At 56.6% G+C, this 17,011-nt stretch carries 14 protein-coding genes; 4 read left to right on the forward strand and 10 right to left on the reverse strand.

Annotated elements, in window-relative coordinates; translation table 11 throughout:
* Positions 1-22 precede the first annotated feature (22 nt).
* Both ACMYSO_RS07965 and ACMYSO_RS07970 read right to left on the reverse strand, forming a co-directional pair.
* Positions 23-1,003, reverse strand: a complete 981-nt coding sequence (locus ACMYSO_RS07965; RefSeq protein ID WP_434670046.1) for a nickel/cobalt transporter — start codon at positions 1,001-1,003, stop codon at positions 23-25.
* Positions 994-1,632: a DUF1007 family protein gene (locus tag ACMYSO_RS07970; protein WP_434670047.1), complete on the reverse strand. Its 639-nt coding sequence runs from the start codon at positions 1,630-1,632 to the stop codon at positions 994-996. Before ACMYSO_RS07970 ends, ACMYSO_RS07965 begins: the two co-directional genes overlap by 10 nt.
* A gap of 124 nt (positions 1,633-1,756) precedes the next feature.
* On the opposite strand from ACMYSO_RS07970, the gene csiE reads away from it, so the two are divergent.
* A complete protein-coding gene (gene csiE, locus ACMYSO_RS07975; RefSeq protein ID WP_434670048.1) occupies positions 1,757-3,034 on the forward strand; it encodes a stationary phase inducible protein CsiE in 1,278 nt (425 codons plus the stop codon).
* Here csiE and ACMYSO_RS07980 read toward each other — a convergent pair.
* The 4 genes from ACMYSO_RS07980 to ACMYSO_RS07995 form a co-directional block, all read right to left on the reverse strand.
* Positions 3,031-4,164 (reverse strand): 3-phenylpropionate MFS transporter, encoded by a 1,134-nt coding sequence (locus ACMYSO_RS07980; RefSeq protein ID WP_434583534.1) that lies wholly within the window; start codon positions 4,162-4,164, stop codon positions 3,031-3,033. The genes csiE and ACMYSO_RS07980 overlap by 4 nt on opposite strands.
* An 87-nt stretch (positions 4,165-4,251) precedes the next feature.
* Complete coding sequence (locus ACMYSO_RS07985) at positions 4,252-5,079, reverse strand: aldose 1-epimerase (protein ID WP_434670050.1); 828 nt, start codon at positions 5,077-5,079, stop codon at positions 4,252-4,254.
* A complete protein-coding gene (locus tag ACMYSO_RS07990; RefSeq protein WP_434583532.1) occupies positions 5,079-6,515 on the reverse strand; it encodes a sugar porter family MFS transporter in 1,437 nt (478 codons plus the stop codon). Before ACMYSO_RS07990 ends, ACMYSO_RS07985 begins: the two co-directional genes overlap by 1 nt.
* A 70-nt stretch (positions 6,516-6,585) precedes the next feature.
* Positions 6,586-9,861: a DUF5107 domain-containing protein gene (locus ACMYSO_RS07995; protein WP_434670051.1), complete on the reverse strand. Its 3,276-nt coding sequence runs from the start codon at positions 9,859-9,861 to the stop codon at positions 6,586-6,588.
* Positions 9,862-9,973: 112 nt separating this feature from the next.
* Here ACMYSO_RS07995 and ACMYSO_RS08000 point away from each other — a divergent pair, with 112 nt between their 5' ends.
* Together ACMYSO_RS08000 and ACMYSO_RS08005 are read left to right on the forward strand one after the other, a co-directional pair.
* A complete protein-coding gene (locus ACMYSO_RS08000; protein WP_434670053.1) occupies positions 9,974-11,170 on the forward strand; it encodes an ROK family protein in 1,197 nt (398 codons plus the stop codon).
* Positions 11,171-11,243: 73 nt separating this feature from the next.
* Positions 11,244-11,666 (forward strand): DoxX family protein, encoded by a 423-nt coding sequence (locus tag ACMYSO_RS08005; RefSeq protein WP_434670054.1) that lies wholly within the window; start codon positions 11,244-11,246, stop codon positions 11,664-11,666.
* A 67-nt stretch (positions 11,667-11,733) separates the two neighbouring features.
* On the opposite strand, the gene glyA is transcribed toward ACMYSO_RS08005, so the two are convergent.
* Complete coding sequence (glyA, locus tag ACMYSO_RS08010; protein ID WP_123755398.1) at positions 11,734-12,987, reverse strand: serine hydroxymethyltransferase; 1,254 nt, start codon at positions 12,985-12,987, stop codon at positions 11,734-11,736.
* 323 nt (positions 12,988-13,310) lie between these two features.
* On the opposite strand from glyA, the gene hmpA reads away from it, so the two are divergent.
* Positions 13,311-14,501: an NO-inducible flavohemoprotein gene (gene hmpA, locus ACMYSO_RS08015; protein WP_434670055.1), complete on the forward strand. Its 1,191-nt coding sequence runs from the start codon at positions 13,311-13,313 to the stop codon at positions 14,499-14,501.
* Between the two features lie 67 nt (positions 14,502-14,568).
* On the opposite strand, the gene glnB is transcribed toward hmpA, so the two are convergent.
* The 3 genes from glnB to qseG all read right to left on the reverse strand — a co-directional run bounded on the left by glnB (position 14,569) and on the right by qseG (position 17,001).
* Entirely contained in the window at positions 14,569-14,907 is a 339-nt protein-coding gene (gene glnB, locus ACMYSO_RS08020; RefSeq protein ID WP_002914032.1) for a nitrogen regulatory protein P-II, read from the reverse strand.
* 65 nt (positions 14,908-14,972) lie between these two features.
* Positions 14,973-16,310: a two-component system response regulator GlrR gene (gene glrR / locus ACMYSO_RS08025; RefSeq protein WP_123755400.1), complete on the reverse strand. Its 1,338-nt coding sequence runs from the start codon at positions 16,308-16,310 to the stop codon at positions 14,973-14,975.
* A complete protein-coding gene (gene qseG / locus ACMYSO_RS08030) occupies positions 16,297-17,001 on the reverse strand; it encodes a two-component system QseEF-associated lipoprotein QseG (protein WP_434670770.1) in 705 nt (234 codons plus the stop codon). Before qseG ends, glrR begins: the two co-directional genes overlap by 14 nt.
* Positions 17,002-17,011 lie beyond the last annotated feature (10 nt).

Raw genomic sequence — 17,011 nt, forward strand, 5'->3', positions numbered from 1 at the left:
TCATCCGGGGTGAAGTTGTTTTTCAAAACGGCCGCAATCCGCCGCCGCCCGGAACTGCACTACTCCACATCACCACCGCCGCCGCCAGTAAAATGACGCCGCCGGATAGCGCCAGCGTCGACCAGCCAATTTGCTGCCAGAGCGGAGGCGTTTTACTCCCGCTCAGCTTCACGGCCAACTGACGAAAACCATGCACCAGCAACGCCAGCCCGCTGATAGTCAGTGACGTCCCCGCCGCCATGGCCAGCGCCGCCGCCATACCCCAGCTAAATACGCCAATCACCTTACTAAACAGCAGAACCATGATCGCCCCTGAACAGGGACGCATCCCCATCGACAACACGATCGCCAGCCGTGCGCGCCAGTCATCTCCGCTCTGGAGCTGTTCCGGTGCCGGCATATGCTGATGCCCGCAGCCGCAGTGCGCATCATGAACATGATGGGGCGTAAACGCGGTAAACCGTGGCCGGCGCAGCAGTCCCCGCAGCTTTTTCAACGCCCGCCAGCACAACAACAGACCCAGCACGCCGACCAGCAGATAGCTGCCTTTTTCCAGCCAGAAGCTGCTGAGATGAAGCTGTCTTGCGGGCAGTTGCAACACCGTCAACACCACCACCACCAGCACAATCGCCACCACGCCCTGCAGCAGTGAAGCGGCCAGCGTCAGAGCAATACTGGATTTTAGCTTCGCCGGATGCGTCGCCAGCCAGGTGGTAATCACTATCTTGCCGTGCCCCGGTCCCAGCGCGTGCAGCACACCATAGATAAAACTAAACGTCAGCAGCGTAAAACCTGCTGCTGACGGGTTATCCGCCACGGCCTGCAGCAGCTGGCTCAACTCGACATTCAACGCCCGCTGCCAGACGGTGCTTTGCAGCAACACCTGCGGCCAGGCACGCCAGAGCCAGATGCCAGCCCCCGTGGCCAGCAGGAAAAAAACGGCCAGCGGCCACAGTTGACGCAGACGCGACGCCCGGGTCGCTGGAGACAGAATTATTGACATGTCAACGTTACCTTCTGAGCAAAGTAGGTTCCAAGCGCCATGTCCTCCGGCGGTGCGTCGGCTTTATCCAGCGACAGCGCAAACGTCGTCATTTTTTCATTTGGCTCCGGCGTTACCACCTTCACCTTGCACATCTTGCGTAACGCCTCAGGCAGCGTGACGTCGCTCGGGTGTTCATAGTGCATATCAACATAATAGGTCGGGTCAAATGTCGACAAGGTCAGGGTTTGTCCCGCTAAGGGCTGTGGAGTTGCCAGCGGCATCGTGAACGTCAGCACCGCCTGATGGCCTTCGCGCTCGAGGCCATAGCCGTCGGGCCGGTTATCGAATTTGACCCGCTGCTGGTTATGCCACAACTCGCTGAAATAGTGCTGACCGAGGACATTGGCCATCACTTCTGCCGCCAGCTTTTTCCAGATCTCATCTCCCTGCTTCGCCTTCCCGGCATCGTACAGCAGGTCTGCTGAGGTGATCTCATCCATGGTCCAGCGCATCTTAAACCCGGTCAGCAGCCCGTTATCGGTCACGATGTCCGTTTTCATGCTGATGAAGCTATGCGGGTGCGCTAGCACGCTAAATGATAAAACCATGAAAAATGCCGCACTGGTGCATTGTTTCACTCTCTTCATCTATTCCTCACGTGAAAAATTCTGTGAACCTCGCCAGCATTCCTGACGTAAAGCCGCCGAACGGCCCTGATCTCCATTCATCCATTGGCTATTCTTAGCGAAAACCCTAACTGGAACTCACCAGATGATGACCGTCATTGAACCACCATCTGCGCTTTCCAGTCCACAGCGCCGTAGCCAGGTACTCCTGATGCTTTACCTGCCAGGGCAGTCAGTGACACCCGAACAGCTCAGCCACATCAACCAGGTTGATGAAGCAACGGCCCGGCAGGATATCACGGAGACGGAACGTGAAATTCAGCGTTACCACCGATTGACGCTCTCGTCACAGGTGGACGGTAGCTACCGGATTGAAGGCGCCGTTATCGATCAACGCCTCTGTCTGCTGCATGGCCTGCGGCGGGCGCTGCGTTTATGCCCTCATTTTATTGCTCACCATTTTACGCCCGCCTTAAAAACACAGCTTAAACGACAGGGCATTGCGCGGACGCTGTATGACGACACCAACCTGCAGGCGCTGGTGAATCGCTGCGCGCGCACGCTCAATCGGCAGTTTGATTGTCGGGATATGCACTTCCTGTGTCTGTATCTGCAATATTGCCTGCTACAGCATCATCAGGGACTGACGCCAGATTTTACCCGCGAGCAGCAGCGCTGGGCGCAGGAAGCGGCGGAGTTCACGTTGGCGCAGGAGATCGTCCGCCATTGGCAACGCCGGGTCTCCAGCTCGCCGCATGCGGGTGAACAGCTGTTTCTGACGCTACTCTTTATGTTGCTGAAGACCCCCGATCCGATCCGCGATGGCCACCATCAGGACCGGCGGCTGCACCTGGCGATTTCCCACTTAATTCATCGTTTCCAGCAGCTGGCAGGCCGGCCGTTTAGCGACGACCAGGGACTCAGCGATCAGCTGTATATTCATCTGTCGCAGGCCCTCAACCGCAGCGTGTTCGCCATTGGCATCGATAACGCCTTACCGGAGGAGATTAGCCGGCTCTATCCGCGCCTGATGCGCACCACTCAGCAGGCATTGAGCGAGTTTGAAGCCGCGTATGAGATAGCCTTTAATCAGGAGGAAGTGGGGTTAATTGCGGTGATCTTCGGCGCATGGCTGATGCAAAAAAGCGACCTGCATGAGAAGCAGGTGGTGCTGCTGACCCATGATAATCCTGACCGTGAACAGGCGCTGGAACTGCAGTTGCGCGAGCTGACCATGCTGCCGCTCACCATTAAATATCAGAGCGTGCATACCTTTCAGAAAGAAGGAGCGCCGAAAGGGGTGACCCTGGTCATCACGCCCTATGCAACCGCGCTGCCGCTGTTTTCGCCACCGCTGTTCCACGCGGAAGAGACCTTCAGCGATCACCAGCGGCAGCATATTTGTAAGATGCTGGAGGATTAGGCGACCGCTTTCGGCCGCAGCACCAGCGCCGGAAGCGCCACCAGCGCCATAACCCAGAACACTCCCTGATGCAGGTGCTGGTAGAGGAAACCGGCAAACACCGTCATGATGGCAATGCTGCCGCCCATCGCCACCGCGGAGTAGACCGCCTGCAGGCGAATCACTTCGCTGCCCTGACGTGCGGAGATATAACGCATCGCCGCCAGATGACAGACCGTGAAGGTCCCACAGTGCAGGATCTGCGCGATAATTAACCACGGTAGCGCAGTGGTAGACCCCATAAGCGTCCAGCGAACCAGGCCACACACCGCCGAAATCAACAGCAGTTCCCTGGCGCTGAAACGACTGAAAACTTTTTTGCTTAGCGCAAAAATAACCACTTCCGCCACGACGCCCAACGACCATAAATAGCCGATAGCGGAGGCCGAGTATCCAGCCTCCTGCCAGTAGATAGCGCTAAAGCCATAGTAGGCGGCATGCGCGCCCTGCAACAAACAGACGCAGGCGAGAAAACGCCAGCTCTGGCGCACCAGCGTCAGCCAGGCCGCCAGCCCCGCCCCTTCCTGGTGACGGGACTCGCCTTGCGGCATCACCGAGGGCTTCAGCAACATCCCCAACAACATCGAGGCGGTGCCGAGACTGAGCAGGACCAGAATCGCCCGGTAATCAAACAGGCTGACCAGCTTACCGGTCAGCGCCGAGCCAATGACAAATGCCACCGATCCCCACAGGCGCACGCGCCCGTAATCCATGGTGATCTGTTTTTGCCAGGTGTTCGCCAGTGCGTCGGTCAGCGGCACCAGTGGGGAGAAAAAGAGGTTGAAGCCGACGATCACCAGCGTCAGCCAGGCGACGTGGTTTCCGGCCCAAAAGGCTAGCGCAAACAGCAGCACCAACAGCGCCAGGACACGCAGCGCGAAAATCAGGCGGGAGGGGTCGCTGACCCTGGGTGCGATCAATAAGCTCCCAAGGAAACGGGCCACCAGCCCCGCTCCCAGCAGCATACCGATGGTTTCCGGCGTTAAGCCCGTTCCGGCCAGCCAGACGCTCCAGAATGGCAGGAAGATGCCGTAGCTAAAAAAGTAGGTGAAGTAACTAAGCGCCAGCCAGCGCGTGGAGTGCAAAACCATGATTCCCTCCTGAATGGAGGCGATAGTCTGGCGATAAAGCATAGCCGGCGCAAGCCAGGGATTTTGAGTTCCTCCGCGAAACAGACCCTAATCAACGGTGATTTTCAGCGCCCATGAAACGCTATCCCCCGGACCTAAAACCACCAGCCCAGGCTGCCCCGCCATGTTGTGCGCATTCACCGGGTGACTCTGCGGCTCCAGACAGATAAACGGTTCACCCGGCATACGGAACAGCATCAACCACGGAGTTTGTGATGAAATCGTGACGGACATCACGCTTCGCTGCAAGTTTGCGACGCCGTTCCAGCCGGAATAGCAGACATTCAACCAGCGATCCTCTCCGTACGTCGCCTGGGAGAAATCCCCTCCTTCAGGAAGATCGTCGCGCCAGCCCAGCGGCAAATGCGATGCGCCTTCCGGCCAGTGGCCGCTCGCCTGGAACTGCACCAGACTGTGCTGTTCGAAGGCAAAGAACGGGTGAAAACCGCCACCGTACAGCATGGGAGCCTGCCCACAATGTACCAGCGTCATCGTGGCGTGAAGCGTCCCGTGCTGCAGTTCGTAGCGTATCCGGGCCAGGTAATCAAAACCGCAGGCGTGCTGCTGGCGCAGCTGTAACAGACAGTAGTGGTCAGCCTGTTCCAGCACCTCCCATGGCAGCAGCCAGCCGTCGCCGTGCAGGAAGAATTGCTCATCGGCCTGGTGATGCGGCAGTTGGATCTCGCGCCCCTGAAACCTAAAACGGTTTCCGGCTACCCGATTAGCCAGTGGCAGCATCGGAAACATGCCGCCAGCCGGGTTTTCATACAGCACCGGTGCCTGATAGCGTGGCGAAAACAGGCTTTGCACTTTGCCGCCCAACGTTGAGACGCGCATCCTCAGATGCGCGTTTTCCAGCATCAACGCCTGTGTCATTAGCGGGTCTGCTCGTGTTTCATCGCCTGACCACCGGCATGACGCTGTGCCAGTTGCTCCTCCAGCGCTTCTAAGGTAATGCCTTTCGTTTCCGGCACGTTGCGCAGAATGTAGAGGTATCCGGCAGCGCAAATCACGCCGTACAGCAGGAAACTGCCTGATGCCCCTAGCCCGGCATTAAGCAATGGGAAGGTATAGGTTAACAGGAAGCAGGCAATCCACAGCGCCACCGTCCCCAACGACATCGCCAGCCCCCGGACGCGGTTAGGGAAGATTTCCGCCAACAATACCCATGTAACCGGCGCCAGGGTCAGCGCGTAGATGGCAATCGCGGCCAGTACCAGCAACAGCACCGGCCACCCCATAATTCCCATGGCATAAGCGCCGGCGATCAGCACATAGATAACCGTCAATCCGCTGGCCCCTAGCAGCATTAATTTACGGCGGCCGATTTTATCCACCAGCGGCAGGGCTGCAATCGTAAACACCAGGTTGACCACCCCCGTCGCCACAATCGATTTCAAGGTACTGTTGATATCAAATCCCGCTGAGGCAAAAATCTCCTGCGCGTAATTAAAGATGACGTTAATCCCGCACCACTGCTGAAATATCGCGAGAACCATCCCAATGATGACGATCGGTTTAACCTGCGGAGCCAGCAAGGCGCTGTAGGAGACTTTGTTGTTATCTTTTTCCAGGGTATGCGCGATCTCACGCAATATTCTGTCGGCGTAATCGGCAGAGCCAATACGCTCCAGTGCGGCACGAGCGCGCTCTGGTTTACCGGCTTTCATCAGCCAGCGCGGGGACTCCGGCACAAAAAACATCAGCACCAGAAACGCCAGCGCCGGCACCAGCTCCGCACCAAACATCCAGCGCCAGCCGGTCTGACCGTTCCAGGTATCCACAATCATCTGCTGTGTCGCTCCCGTCGCCACAGGTTCCGCAATCATCAGGTTGATCAGTTGGGCCGCCAGCACGCCAATTACGATAGTGAGCTGGTTGACCGCCACAAAGCGCCCTCTTTTTTCGGCCGGGCTGACTTCGGCGATATACAGCGGACTGAGCGCCGATGCCAGGCCAATGCCCACGCCGCCTACAATGCGGTAAAACACAAACATGTCGAAATTGCTGGCCAGCGCCGTCCCCCACGCCGAGGCGCTGAACAGAACGGCAGACAGAATTAATGGCAGCTTACGCCCCAGTTTATCGGCGCACCACCCCGAGATTAACGCGCCAAAAACACAGCCCACCAGCGCCGAACTCATGGCCCAGCCGGACTGCGCCGGGTCGGTAATCGAGAACCAGGCTTCGTAAAATGGCTTCGCGCCACCAATCACCACCCAGTCATAGCCAAACAGTAAACCACCGCAGGCGGCAACCAGACAGATAGTCCAGACGTAGCCCATTTTCAGATGTGTCTGCGCGTTATTCATAATGATTCCTCTATAAGGGAAACGCAGGGAACAGTAGGGTTCAGGCGGGACCAGCCCGCCCGTTTGAGGTTCAGGAAAAAATGCCGCTTTGCAGGGCATGTTGAATCAGATGCGCCTTATCATGAGCAGGATTGATGCGCAGAAGCCGCTGCATCACCTGCTGACTGGCGGGGATATTACCCAGCCCCAGATGACCAAGCGCTTCAATAAACAGGCAGTGTTGTTGATGCTGCTGTTGAGCTGAAACATCGAGGACCACCAGATCCGGGAGAGAAACGGCAAAAAAGTCAGCCTGTGGAACGTCATCCCGATGCTGTTCCGCCCAGGCGATAAAGCCGCGGAAATGCTGATCGGCCTGCGCAATATTGCCGCACTTACGTAAAGCCATGCCCTGCCAGAAAAGGTAATCGGCGGGTTGATCGTTGTAGTAACGCCCGGCATCCAGCGTGGAACCGCCTTGCAGAGCGCGCTGATAGTATTGCGCTGCCTGCAGCACCTCTCCGGACTGCTCCGCACAGTACCCTAGCAGATACCAGATATCGTTATCCGTCTGCCCTGGCAGTCGCCCCTCCCCCAGGTTATGGGGATAGTGCAAAGCCTCATGCAGATATTGCACCGCTGACAGGTACTCATGTTGTTCAACAGAACATAACGTCCGGTGAAGCTGATTAAGCAAATACTGACCTGTCATCTTGCCTTCCCCTCCTTCCCAGGGGTGAAAGACTCGCGAGCTGAGCACAGAGGCTGCTTCCGCGTAATGACCGGTAATGTGCCATAGGCTTAATAGCTCAGCAGTCAGATCGTCGCGTTTGAGTACCACCGCCTGACGTGCCGCCAGCATCTCCAGGCGTTCGGCCACGGGAGTGCCCAGTAATTTCTGAAGAAAATCAAGTTCAAAGAGGAAGCGGGCGTTGTCTGGCTCCAGCGCGACGGCGCGTTGTAAACAGGCCAGCGCCTGTTGCGCATCCTGCTGTTTGTTCCAGGCGTAGACCCCCAGCAACCGATGCGCCGGTGCATAATCCGGGGATGTCTCCAGCGTCCTGCGCCAGCAGCCTACCGCGTCTTCATAACGACGCTTGCTGTACCAGAAACAGCCCAGCAGATACTGCGCAAAGGCGCTGTCGCCCAGGGTTTGCAGCATCTGGACTTCGTCGAGCGTGTTGGGGAAACGAACTTTTCGGGCATGGCAATCCTCAGCCGCCGCAATAAATTGTTCCCGTTGCGTCGCATCATGGCTTAACGAGGCGCGCCACAGCAGCGGCAGCGCCTCCTGGCTATCCAGCAGCGCAAGGACCTCTGTTGCCGCCTGCTTTTGCCCAAGAGATAACAGCCACCCCGCCAGCAGGCTGGCATTGATCCCCCTGCCACCGGTCACGCGCAACAGGTTCTCGCGGGCCTCATCGCCAGGCGCAATCATCCAGCGCACGCAGTGCAGCGGATAGCTCAACGGATAACGCTCAAGACAGGCGGCACTGTATTCCAACGCGTCATGTGTCGACGCAGACTGCGCCAACGCCAACGTTTTCAGCCCCATTGCCAGATGGTTACTGGTATTGAATTGCAGGCTGATATTCACTTTTTCCAGCGCGTCGGCCGTATCACCGCGCTTCAGGGCCAGGCGCGCCAATGACCACCAGGCCGCGTCGCGACAGTTGCCGCTCCAGGAGGCTTTGTAATAATGCTCCCAGGCACCAGCGTCATCGCCCTGCCGTTCGAGGGCATTAGCCAGCAGCATACTGGCTTCGCCATCGCGCGGGTTTTTATTCAGCCGATGGGCGCGGCACAACGCGGCACGAGCACAGTGCTCAGCGGATGCCCAGTCGGCGCGATTAAACGCCAGCGTCCCCAGGGCCACGTTGTTGCGATAGTCATGCGGATCCAGAGCAATTGCCCGACGATAGTAGTCGGCGGCATAGCGGCTTGCGTGGTTGTACTGCTCAAGGTGCTGGCCGATAAAATAGAGTTCATCGCCATTGTGAATCGCTTCCGGCAGCGCTGGCGCGGTGGCCGGTTCGGGCAGCGGGGTTTCCTGGGCCAGATGTTCCCGGTAATCCAGTAGCGTCTGGCCTTCGGCGGTTTTCACATGGAGGGTCAAACGTCCGGCGCTGTTTTCCGGCAGCGTCTGGAGCCAGCTCTCACCCGGCTTGAGCGACAATTGAGTTTCATAACGCGGCTGATTGTCGTCGCTGAGCTCAACCACAATATTCTCCAGCGGCGCGATGGCATACACGCCAACCTGCAGCTGCTGAGATTCGCGAACCAGCTTCAGCGCCAGCTGTGTATTGGCATTTTGCACCATCCCTAGCTCGCTATAGGGAAGGAAATTTTGCACAAACACCTTCTCTTCGTATGGCGCAAGCCAGGTAAAGTCAGGCTGGTTATCGGTGAACACGCCGGTCATCAGCTCGATGTAAGGACCATTTTCATCGGTCAGATTGCGGTCCCACGCCTGGCCGAAATCACCGTAGCCCCAGCTCCACTGTTTTTTACCCGGCGAGACATGATGATCGGCGACATGCAGCAGCCCGCCGCGCTCGTCATGGTGATAGGCGCCGACAAAATCGTAGTCCGATTTCTCCGCCATATAGGAAGTTGGCACCGGGACGTTCTTATAGCGGGAGATATCGACGCCCGCGGAGTAGTCCACTTTGTAGTAGGTACCGGTCGCAATCGGGAACGCCGAAACATCACGCTTGCCGTGATCGAAGACCGCGGTAACATCGGGTGGGAAAACGCTCTGATGGGCATCGCCGCCTTTGACCGCGGGATTGGCCCACCACAGGAAATGACGCGGCGTCGAATTACCGTTAAATACCTTCCCGGTGATTTCAATCAGCGCGCGGTCAGGATAGAGCGTAAATCCGGTCATAACCTGCAAGCCACGCATCGGCTCAGCCTCCCCCATCCATACGGTCTGCACGCCGTCTTCTCGCTGCTGGATCGAAAAATCGACCGGCATGAAGGTGGTCGGACGGTGATGCTGCGGCCAGTTGAATTCAATGCCGCCGGAGATCCACGGCCCAAGCAGCCCCACCAGCGCCGGCTTAACCACCTCGTTGTAATAGACAAAATCACGTTGTTTGACTTTGTCATACGCCCGATGAATGCGGCCCCCAAGCTCCGGCAACAACATGATGCGAATAAAATCATTCTCCATCCATAGCGCCTGATATTCGCGCATTTCCCGCTCGCCGGTCAGCGTATCAATCACGCCGTAGGGATAGACGCTGCCGGAAGAGCCTTGATACACGCGCTTTTCAAGGAACATCGGGTTCGGATCTTCCGTTCCCGTCGTCCACGTCGGTAATGAAATCGTTTCCTGCCAGACCTTAACCGCACCGTACATGACGCCTCCACTAAAGCAAATAAAGTAAAAGATGTTATGACAGCAGTTTATATCGCTATATAGCTGCTAAAATGCGCAATGCTCACGCAATATAGTTAAGGGAGTTAAGTGTATGCAGCGAACCGGTTTCAATAACGCCCGGGTCAGGCAGGCCAATAAATCGGTTTTCCTTTCCCACCTCTGGCGGGCGAAGCAGCTCAGCAAATCGCAGCTTTCTCAGCTCAGCGGTTTATCTATCCCGGCAGTGAGCAATATTCTCGACGAGTTGTTACGTGACGGACTGATTAGCCACTCCAGCGAAAAGATGAGCAACCGGGGCGTCAATAGCGGAAGTTTTCAGATCCCGCAGCACGGCGCCTGGACGCTATGCATGAACATCACACCGACCAGCATTGAATATCAGCTTGCCGACGCGCGCTTGCTGGCTACTGGCCCCCTCCAGCATTTGCACATCGATGCTCCCACGCCACAGGCTCTGCTTGCGGCGATTGCCGGATGCTGGCAGGAAGTCCACCGCCAGTATCCGCAGTCGAGTATCAATCTCGCATTGGGCGTACATGGACAGGTCGATCCGGTGACCGGGGTATCGCAAACCATGCCCCAGGCGCGCTGGAAAACGCCGGTGGAATTAAAATACCTGCTGGAGGAGAAGCTCAACGTTCGGGTCATGGTCGATAACGACTGCGTGATGCTGGCGCTGGCGGAAAAATGGCAGAATGATGGGCATCAACTGGATTTCTGCGTAATTAACGTCGATTACGGTATTGGTTCGTCATTTGTGATCAACGATCAGGTGTGGCGCGGAAGCCTCTACGGTAGTGGGCAAATCGGCCATACCATCGTTAACCCTGACGGCATGGCCTGCGATTGTGGCCGATACGGCTGCCTGGAAACGGTGGCATCGCTCAGTGCGCTGAAGAAACAGGCGCGGACATGGTTAAAAACACAGCCTGACGCCAGCCTCTCTCCGGATAACATCACCACCGAGTCACTGATGAACGCCTGGAGAGCAGGCGATATGCATATTCGCGCCTGGGCCGACAGCGCCGCCAACGCCATTGGTTTAAGCCTTTATAACTTTCTGAATATTTTAAATATTAATCAAATCTGGCTCTATGGCCGCAGCTGCGCCTTTGGCGAGACATGGTTGAGCACTATCGTCAAACAAACCGGTTTTAACCCCTTCGACCATGGTGATTCCCCCCGGACGCACGCCACCCAAATTGGCTTCGGCCATCTGAGTCGCCAGCAGCAACTGCTCGGCATTGGTTATCTGTACGTGGAAGAGCAGCTGCAGGCGTTACGCTGAACGCAAAAGGTATGTGGCAGATCACAAAATTGTGTATTACGTTTAAATCACTCGTCTTCACAACGGATTGATTATGAACACACTACGCTATTTTGACTTTGGTGCTTCCCGCCCCGTGTTGCTGTTGATCGCCCGTATTGCGGTAGTGCTGCTGTTTATTCTGTTTGGCTATCCCAAACTGATGGGCTTTAGCGGCACGGTACAGTACATGGCGGCCTCCGGCGCCCCGCTCCCGACGCTGTCGGCGATTATCGCCATTGTGATGGAGGTCCCGGCGGCTATTCTGATTGTCCTCGGCTTCTTCACCCGCCCGCTGGCGGTCATTTTTATTTTTTACACCCTCGGCACCGCCGTCATTGGCCACCATTACTGGGACATGACCGGTGACGCGGTTTTACCTAACATGATTAACTTCTACAAAAACATCAGTATTGCCGGGGCCTTCCTGCTGCTGGCCATTACCGGGCCAGGATCGCTCTCCCTCGACCGTCGCTAAGCGCCGTTCGCCAGACGTCAAAAAGGCCGCATATGCGGCCTTTTTCTTTACGCTTGCGCGTTAAAGGTTATGCGTAAACCGGGAAGCGTGCGCAGACGTCCAGCACTTTGCCCTTCACGCGCTCAATGACCGCTTCGTCATTGATGTTGTCCAGCACGTCGCACATCCAGCCAGCCAGCTCTTTGACTTCCGCTTCTTTAAAGCCACGGCGAGTCACGGCCGGAGAACCGATACGGATACCGGAAGTCACAAACGGGCTCTTCGGATCGTTCGGGACGCTGTTTTTGTTGACGGTGATATTGGCGCGGCCCAGGGCAGCGTCAGCTTCTTTACCCGTCAGGTTTTTGTCGACCAGATCCAGCAGGAACAGGTGGTTTTCAGTACCGCCGGAAACCACTTTATAGCCACGGTTCAGGAACACTTCAACCATCGCTTTCGCGTTCTTAGCAACCTGCTGCTGATAGACTTTGAACTCTGGCTCCATCGCTTCTTTCAGTGCGACAGCTTTACCCGCGATAACGTGCATCAGCGGGCCGCCTTGCGCGCTTGGGAAGACCGCAGAGTTCAGTTTTTTGTACAGCTCTTCGCTACCGCCCTTCGCCAGGATCAGGCCGCCGCGCGGACCCGCCAGAGTTTTGTGGGTGGTGGTGGTCACAACGTGAGCATGCGGAACCGGGTTCGGGTACACGTCTGCGGCAATCAGACCTGCAACGTGAGCCATATCAACGAACAGATAGGCGCCGATGCTGTCAGCGATTTCACGCATTTTTGCCCAGTCAACGATGCCGGAGTAAGCAGAGAAACCACCGATGATCATCTTCGGTTTGTGTTCCTGAGCCTGCTTAGCCATATCTTCGTAGTCAATTTTGCCGGACTCATCGATACCATAAGGAATGATGTTGTACAGCTTGCCGGAGAAGTTTACCGGGGAGCCGTGAGTCAGGTGACCGCCTTGTGCCAGGTTCATACCCAGAACAGTATCGCCCGGCTGCAGCAGCGCGGTATAGACCGCGAAGTTAGCCTGAGAACCAGAGTGCGGCTGTACGTTGGCATAATCAGCGCCGAACAGCTCTTTTGCACGATCGATAGCCAGTTGCTCAACGATATCAACATATTCGCAACCGCCGTAGTAGCGCTTGCCCGGATAGCCTTCGGCATATTTGTTGGTCAGCTGAGAACCCTGCGCCTGCATGACGCGCGGGCTGGTGTAGTTCTCGGAGGCGATCAGTTCGATGTGCTCTTCCTGACGTACTTTTTCCTGCTCCATAGCCTGCCACAGTTCGGCATCATAATCGGCAATGTTCATTTCACGCTTTAACATCCGCATCTCCTGCTCAGCTAACAATAGATTACAGCTCTAAAAGAGGGGCCTTTTCGGGCAACGGCCCACAGTATAACTGAATAGTTCTGTGATAACAGGTCTTGACAAAGGATTTTACGCAAACGATTGGCCCCGCATGACACAAGGCTTTGAGCAACAACGACTCCCCGATTATCAACGGATTTCTTTTCAGGTTTGTGATGCAAATAATTCATGTTGTTACCACTACAGGGAAAAGTGTTAAAGAACCATTTACATTGCAGGGTTATTTTTATAAGATGCATATAAAATACATCATTTAAGTAACTCTTAAGGAAGCTGCTATGCTCGACGCTCAAACCATCGCTACCGTCAAAGCCACGATCCCCCTGCTCGTCGAAACCGGCCCCAGGCTGACCGCCCATTTTTACGATCGCATGTTCGCGCATAATCCGGAACTCAAAGAGATCTTCAACATGAGTAACCAGCGCAATGGCGATCAGCGTGAAGCGCTGTTTAATGCGATAGCGGCCTACGCCAGCAACATCGAGAACCTGCCTGCGTTGCTACCGGCGGTCGAGAAAATCGCGCAGAAACACACCAGCTTCCAGATCAAACCAGAGCAGTACAACATCGTGGGCGCTCACCTGCTGGCGACGCTCGACGAGCTGTTCAGCCCGGGTCAGGAGGTGCTTGATGCATGGGGAAAAGCCTATGGCGTACTGGCAAACGTCTTTATCAACCGTGAAGCGGAAATCTACCAGCAAAACGCCAGCAAAACCGGCGGTTGGGAAGGCACCCGAGCGTTCCGCATTACCCGCAAAGCTCCGCGCAGCGCCTTGATTACCAGCTTCGATCTGGAGCCGGTAGACGGTCAGCCAGTCGCCGATTACCAGCCGGGCCAGTATCTGGCTATCTGGCTGAAGCCGGAAGGGTTTGAATATCAGGAAATTCGCCAGTACTCGCTGACCCGCAAACCAAATGGCAAAAACTACCGCATCGCGGTCAAACGTGAAAACGGCGGCCAGGTTTCAAACTGGCTGCACGCTGCGGCGCAGGAAGGGGATATCGTGCACCTGGCAGCACCGGCTGGTGACTTCTTCCTCGACGTCACGGCGCAAACACCGGTTACGCTGATCTCCGGCGGGGTTGGTCAGACGCCGATGCTGGCAATGCTCGAGACGCTGGCAAAAACGCAGCATACCGCCCAGGTTAACTGGTTCCACGCCGCGGAAAATGGCGACGTTCACGCGTTTGCCGATGAAGTTGCCGCGCTGGGCGCTACCCTACCGGCGTTTCGTTCCCACGTCTGGTATCGCACGCCGACCGTCGCCGACCGTCAGGCAGCACGCTTTAATAGCGAAGGTTTGATTGAATTGTCCGCGTTGGCCGATGCGCTGCGCGATCCGCAGATGCAGTATTATCTCTGTGGCCCAGTGGCGTTTATGCAGTTTGCCGCGAAGCAGCTGGTGGCGTTGGGCGTGAGCGGCGAGAACATTCACTACGAGTGTTTCGGCCCGCACAAGGTGCTGTAAGCCAATAAAACAAAGTAGCCCCGGTGGCGCGAACCTACCGGGGCTACAGATCTATGCGGTCTTACATTTAAATCGCGGCGTCGTCTTCTTCGCCGGTACGAATACGAATCACGCGGGCCACGTCGAAGACGAAGATTTTACCATCACCGATTTTTCCGGTCTGGGCGGTGCGGATAATGGTATCCACGCAGGTATCGACGATATCGTCAGTGACCACAATTTCGATTTTCACTTTCGGCAAAAAATCCACCATGTACTCTGCACCGCGGTACAGCTCGGTGTGGCCTTTCTGACGGCCAAAGCCCTTCACTTCCGTTACCGTCATCCCGGTGATGCCGACTTCGGCCAGCGCTTCACGCACGTCATCCAGTTTGAAAGGTTTAATAATCGCATCAATCTTTTTCATGGTGTTCCTGTCTTTGTCGCGTAACCGGTTGCTTACCGTATCATAGCTTGCGTTATGTTGCGGAGCTACTCTTTAAAGTCGTTGGCATCGAGCTCATGGCGCGACAGCAACTTATAAAATTCAGTGCGGTTACGCCCCGCCATCCTCGCGGCGTGGGTGACGTTACCTTTAGTAATTTGCAACAGTTTGCGCAGATAGTTCAGCTCAAACTGATTACGCGCTTCAACGAAGGTCGGCAGCGCGGTGTTTTCCCCTTCCAGCGCTTGCTCCACCAGCGCATCGCCGATCACTGGTGAAGTCGTCAAGGCGACACACTGCTCGATCACGTTCACCAACTGGCGCACGTTACCAGGCCACTTGGCCGCCATCAGTCGCTTCATTGCATCGGTGGAAAAGGCGCGGACAAACGGCTTATGCCGATCGGCAGACTGACGCAGCAGGTGGTTCGCCAGCAGCGGAATATCTTCCGCACGCTCGGCCAACGGCGGGATCTTCAGATTCACCACGTTCAGGCGGTAAAACAGGTCTTCACGAAACTCGCCGCGCGCCATCGCTTTTGGCAGATCGCGGTGGGTTGCTGAGATAATTCGCACATCGATATCGATATCCCGGTTACTTCCCAGCGGGCGCACTTTCCGCTCCTGCAACACCCGCAGTAGCTTGACCTGGAGCGCGACCGGCATATCGCCGATCTCATCGAGGAACAGCGTCCCGCCTTCCGCAGCCTGGAACAGCCCTTCCCGGTTGCTGACCGCGCCGGTAAAGGCTCCGCGCGCATGGCCAAACAGCTCGGATTCCAGCAGTTGTTCCGGCAATGCCCCACAGTTGATGGCAACAAAAGGCTTATCGTGGCGTGGACTGGCGTTATGAATCGCCTGGGCAACGATCTCCTTCCCGGTCCCGCTCTGGCCGTTAATCAGCACGCTAACGTCCGACTGCGCCACCATCCCGGCCTGTTCCAGCAGTCGCTGCATCAGCGGGCTACGGGTGACAATCGCCTGGCGCCAACGCTCATCCGTAACCGGCGCGCTTTGCTCAAGTGCATCATCGATGGCTTTATACAGCGCGTCTTTGTCCACAGGCTTGGTCAGAAAACCAAATACCCCTTGCTGGGTGGCGGCGACCGCATCGGGAATCGAACCGTGGGCGGTGAGGATAATAACCGGCAGTCCCGGCTGAACTTTCTGGATTTCGCTGAACAGCTGCAGGCCGTCCATCTCATCCATGCGCAGGTCGCTAACCACCAGTTCGACCTTGTCACGGGCCAGAATACGCAGCGCCTCGGGGCCGCTTTCGGCGGTGACAACGCTGTACCCCTCACTGGTCAAACGCATGCCCAGCAGCTTTAACAGGCCTGGATCGTCATCCACCAGCAGCAAATGGGCGGGTTTACGGATCGTCATGAATCACCTCCGGAACTTTATCGCTTCCGTGACTGCCGTCGGTATTAAAATTGCCGCCAGGTTTGCGGCTGGAGAGCTGGCGTTCAATATCGGTCAGGTTTTCCAGCTTACGTGTAGTCAGCTCCAGCTGGCTGCGCAGCTGTTCTTCCTGGAGGCGCAGCGCCTCCAGTTCGGCATCGCTGGACTGTTGCAGCTTCGCATAGCGCGCACGCTCTTCTACCAGCTGAAGCTGGCGGTTCTGACCATCGATCCACAGCTGATACAAAGGACGGACCTGCACCGCAATCTGCGGGCTGTAGGTATTCAGGCGAGACACCACATCGCGGCGCTCGTTGGGCGTAATTTTGGCATCGGCCAGCAGGATGCCGCGTTTGAACGCGTCCTGCCAGTTATTATCGTCGTGAAGACGGGCTTCGGCCCGCGCCTGCACCGGTGCCAGGCGGTCGGCACAATCAATCCCGCGTAGCCAGTACAACGGGTTTTTATCGCTGGCTTCGCTCTTCAGCGACCAGATGTCGGCACAATTGACCGAGAGAAAATCCGCAACCTGATGCTGCGGCAGTTCAGGCTGTGCTTTGTCATTTGCCGTATGCGGCGAAAAAGAGGCGGAACATCCCGTCAGCGCCAGACATGCGATGCCGGACAGCAACCGTCCTTTGACAGCACGAACCACTACGAAAAAGTGGGACATATTCACCCGT

This window comes from Klebsiella sp. B345, from assembly GCF_051131735.1.
Taxonomy (GTDB): domain Bacteria; phylum Pseudomonadota; class Gammaproteobacteria; order Enterobacterales; family Enterobacteriaceae; genus Klebsiella.

Coding starts and splice junctions, on each gene's coding strand:
- ACMYSO_RS07980 (WP_434583534.1), bottom strand. CDS start 4,164: ATGGTTTTGCACTCCACGCGCTGGCTGGCGCTTAGTTACTTCACCTAC.
- ACMYSO_RS07990 (WP_434583532.1), bottom strand. CDS start 6,515: ATGAATAACGCGCAGACACATCTGAAAATGGGCTACGTCTGGACTATC.
- ACMYSO_RS07965 (WP_434670046.1), bottom strand. CDS start 1,003: ATGTCAATAATTCTGTCTCCAGCGACCCGGGCGTCGCGTCTGCGTCAA.
- ACMYSO_RS08005 (WP_434670054.1), top strand. CDS start 11,244: ATGAACACACTACGCTATTTTGACTTTGGTGCTTCCCGCCCCGTGTTG.
- ACMYSO_RS07985 (WP_434670050.1), bottom strand. CDS start 5,079: ATGACACAGGCGTTGATGCTGGAAAACGCGCATCTGAGGATGCGCGTC.
- glnB (WP_002914032.1), bottom strand. CDS start 14,907: ATGAAAAAGATTGATGCGATTATTAAACCTTTCAAACTGGATGACGTG.
- ACMYSO_RS07970 (WP_434670047.1), bottom strand. CDS start 1,632: ATGAAGAGAGTGAAACAATGCACCAGTGCGGCATTTTTCATGGTTTTA.
- glyA (WP_123755398.1), bottom strand. CDS start 12,987: ATGTTAAAGCGTGAAATGAACATTGCCGATTATGATGCCGAACTGTGG.
- ACMYSO_RS07995 (WP_434670051.1), bottom strand. CDS start 9,861: ATGTACGGTGCGGTTAAGGTCTGGCAGGAAACGATTTCATTACCGACG.
- ACMYSO_RS08000 (WP_434670053.1), top strand. CDS start 9,974: ATGCAGCGAACCGGTTTCAATAACGCCCGGGTCAGGCAGGCCAATAAA.
- qseG (WP_434670770.1), bottom strand. CDS start 17,001: ATGTCCCACTTTTTCGTAGTGGTTCGTGCTGTCAAAGGACGGTTGCTG.
- glrR (WP_123755400.1), bottom strand. CDS start 16,310: ATGACGATCCGTAAACCCGCCCATTTGCTGCTGGTGGATGACGATCCA.
- hmpA (WP_434670055.1), top strand. CDS start 13,311: ATGCTCGACGCTCAAACCATCGCTACCGTCAAAGCCACGATCCCCCTG.
- csiE (WP_434670048.1), top strand. CDS start 1,757: ATGATGACCGTCATTGAACCACCATCTGCGCTTTCCAGTCCACAGCGC.